Consider the following 3,495-nt stretch of genomic DNA (forward strand, 5'->3'; position numbering starts at 1 on the left):
ATCTTTCCTTCACTATTACATTGCATTGGTAAAAAGAGAATTAGGAAAAGTGAGTACTAATATGTAAAGTTTTAAAGCTTTATAAATGTAAGTTACAGTCAAACCTGACCTAACGAACACATCTGTACAAAGATCACTTGCCTACAACGAACATTATATCAGGGTCCACTCATTCAAGTTTTATCACATTTAGTAAAATTATCACAGACCAATGAAAACCTTTCGACAATCGTAACTATTTTTGGGTCTCAAGAGTGGTCGTTGTAATCAGGCAACTAACAAAAACTTACGAAAGTTTATATATTACAGCAAAATTAAGTGAACGCAGCTGACACTAGAAACAAAACTACAGCATTTGTCATTGATTTTAGATTAATGTAGCGAGATGATTATGTTTGAGCCATTTTTGCCTTGTTTTGTAATAAGCATCAAATTTTGAGGCAGCTGGGGCAGTAGCAAAAAACTGGTTTGAACTTAAAATTGAAACATCATAATGGAGGTAAAATTATTGGCAGTTTTGAGGGAGGCAAAGAGACAGAACCTTTACTTGTCAAATTTAATACTAGCGCCACACGAGAAGCGGCACAAGCTTTAGTCCGCAACATTGTCTATCAAAGTGTATCTAGAAATCCCAAAATAGGCTCTCGTCAAGTTGAGTTCAAAATTACTGATGGGGATGGAGGAATTAGCAAACCCTTTACGATTAAAATTCAGGATAAAGACTCAATTCTGAATGTTCCTAGCTCTCAAACAGTTAAAGAGAATGCTAACTTATCTATTAGCGGAATCAGCCTTTTATCTGCTGATAATTTAACCTTGACCATCACCCTAAAAGCTACCAATGGAACCCTCAATATCAAGCCTAATGTCGCTAAAGGATTGACAGCCAAAGACATCAGTAACAACCAAAGTACACAAGTCACTCTCACTGGCACTGTTAAACAAATTAACAGCACATTAGCCGACTCTGGAGGACTCATCTATCGAAGGAATAAAAATTTCAGTGGCGAGGATATGCTCACTGCTACAGTTAGCGATGGAGAGAAAATAGTGCTGTGGCCTCCTAGCAACTCGGAAGATGTTAATTCTAATCTTGATAGCAAATCGATTAGCATCACCGTTGTTCCTACCAATCCTCCTCCTATTATTACCGTACCAAGTAAGCAATTCACTAACCAAAATACTGACTTACCAATTAGTGGAATGACTCTCAGCGATCCCAATAATCCAAACCTGACAGTCACTCTTGAAGTCACCAATGGTATTCTTACTGTTAAAACAGACATACCTAATGGACTAACCGCCAACGACATCGAGAATAATAAAACCAAAAAAATTACTCTCAAAGGCGATACGACTAAAATTAATAAAACTTTAGCCAATGCCGCCGGAATCATTTACCGAGGTCGGCAAAACTACGCTGGTTCAGACAATCTAATCATCACAGCCAGTGATGGCAGTAAAACTGATAGGGAAACTATTGGTATTACTGTTAATGATAATCCTGTCATTAGTATTGCTAAAGTTCCTGAAGATGTTTCCTCTGTCCCATCTGGTAGCAGTAATGCCACAATTGTAGGAGAACCAGGGCAGAAAAATATTCGCAGGGGTCCTGGTTTAGAATACCCAACAAGACATATTGCCTATCCCGGCGATCGCGTTCAAGTTATCAAATCTGTTAGAAATAGCGATAACTTCATTTGGTATCATATATATTTTCCCCAATCAGGAGCAGACGGATGGATTGCAGGTAATTTACTTGCTGTTGATGGTCAAACTACTTATCCAAGTCAACCGCAAATCCAACCTCCATCTCAATCTCCACCAAAAGTTTCGTCCAGCGGAACTAATGCCGCAGTTAGCGGCACCCCAGGAACCAAAAATATACGTTCTGGCGCTGGGACTGTTTATGGGGTGGTAGGAACTGTCCGTACAGGCGATCGCCTACAAATTTTGGGTAGTAGCTATGATAGAGGGGGTTATCAGTGGTATAAAGTCTATCATCCTCAGTCTGGTACGACAGGCTGGATTGCTGCTCAATTAATTATTCCTGACTAGCTCTAGTGTGACAATAAGTAACTGCACACAATTACTACAACTAATATGAAATCTTTTATTTCAGATTTTCGATATTTTATTATTCCTATAATTGTTGTAATGGGTGTATCGATTTATTTAGGGTTTAAACAGCCGACTGAACCGCCAACCACTGCGATAGTTTCTACCTCGCCTTCAGTTTCTTCTACTTCTCTAAATTCCCCTGCTCCTATCCCTAAAAATACTCTAACGCCTCCCTTACAGCGACCTTATCCTTTGGCAAATACATCCAAAGCTTTGCCAGTTCCTTCGCCCATGGTTACTGGTGCTGATGATATCTATTCACTATCTTCGCCACCTCCCAAGAATTACACTGTACTTTCACCCCCTAACCAAACTGAAATTCCTTTTCATATAAAATACGAAGAAAATGCTAATGATTTAGTGGAAATTGGTATTTTCTACGAACGTAAAGCATATCTAAATCGAGAAGCGGCAGAGATGTTTAAACAGATGCAATTAGCCGCTCAACAAGAGGGAATTGAGATCATTCCTGTTTCTGGCTTTCGCTCAGTTGCCGATCAAAAAAAGCTGTTTGAGCGACAAATTCAACGCCAAGGAAGCAAGAAAGCAGCCTCTAAACTGAGTGCGCCTCCAGGTTTCAGCGAACATCATACAGGCTATGCTCTCGATGTTGGTGACGGTAAAAGTCCTAATACTATCCTCAAATTGACATTCGACTCTACTGAAGCCTATCGCTGGCTAGAAGTTCACGCTGCTCAATATGGCTTTGAACTATCATTTCCGAAAAACAATTTCCAAGGTGTTAGTTATGAACCTTGGCACTGGCGTTTTGTCGGTTCAGCAACAGCTCAAGAAATTTTTAGAGTAGCAAAGACACAAAGACAATGATTATACCTAGACTCTCTCGTTGACAAAAGGTCATTAGATAAAATTCTAGCGTTAAAACCAAAAATGTTGGGTTCTTCGTTACTTGGTATGATTCTATATGGAGACATAAATCGACTAAATCCTGATCTGGCAAGAGATTTAATTGATTAGTTCGCTCCAGATCGCAAACAATTGACAAAAATCGCAGTAATGTCTGTTTCTATAAGGGTTTCATCCCTTATAACCCCGTCCATTGCATAAGACAAACCGAAGAACCGAAATTCGGTTCCTTGTTGAATAAGGGAAAGGGCTGTACTCAATGGACGTTGTGCTTGTTTCCAATATTGCTCAGATGACAATTGATCGATTACTTCTTCATTCTCATCGCTATAATACACATTATAAAAATATTCCGCATCCTTAAGTTTTGTAGATAAACTTAAGTAGGTAGGCACAATTATTTGTAGGATGGGTTAGCGGTAGCGTAACCCATGCGGGCGTTGGGTTTCATGCTTCAACCCAACCTACGTTCATTTTATATTTAATTCCACCCACCTACTTATCAGC

Annotated in this window: 3 protein-coding genes; 2 read left to right on the forward strand and 1 reads right to left on the reverse strand. The window is 39.3% G+C overall.

The window, feature by feature from the left end; genetic code table 11:
- The first annotated feature begins 468 nt into the window (after nt 1-468).
- Both PX636_RS15630 and PX636_RS15635 read left to right on the forward strand, forming a co-directional pair.
- The gene (locus tag PX636_RS15630; protein WP_288117758.1) at nt 469-2,058 is read left to right on the forward strand and encodes an SH3 domain-containing protein; all 1,590 of its coding nucleotides are present in this window, start codon (nt 469-471) and stop codon (nt 2,056-2,058) included.
- A gap of 45 nt (nt 2,059-2,103) precedes the next feature.
- On the forward strand, nt 2,104-2,949 hold the full coding sequence (locus PX636_RS15635; protein ID WP_288117759.1) for a M15 family metallopeptidase: 846 nt from the start codon (nt 2,104-2,106) through the stop codon (nt 2,947-2,949).
- A 146-nt stretch (nt 2,950-3,095) separates the two neighbouring features.
- Here PX636_RS15635 and PX636_RS15640 read toward each other — a convergent pair whose 3' ends face one another.
- A complete protein-coding gene (locus PX636_RS15640; RefSeq protein WP_239698060.1) occupies nt 3,096-3,383 on the reverse strand; it encodes a hypothetical protein in 288 nt (95 codons plus the stop codon).
- Nucleotides 3,384-3,495 lie beyond the last annotated feature (112 nt).

Source organism: Microcystis sp. M53598_WE2 (assembly GCF_030067735.1).
Taxonomy (GTDB): Bacteria; Cyanobacteriota; Cyanobacteriia; order Cyanobacteriales; family Microcystaceae; genus Microcystis; species Microcystis aeruginosa.

Bases quoted from the DNA above. Each gene is read 5' to 3' on its own strand.
- PX636_RS15635 (WP_288117759.1), top strand. From the start codon at position 2,104: ATGAAATCTTTTATTTCAGATTTTCGATATTTTATTATTCCTATAATT.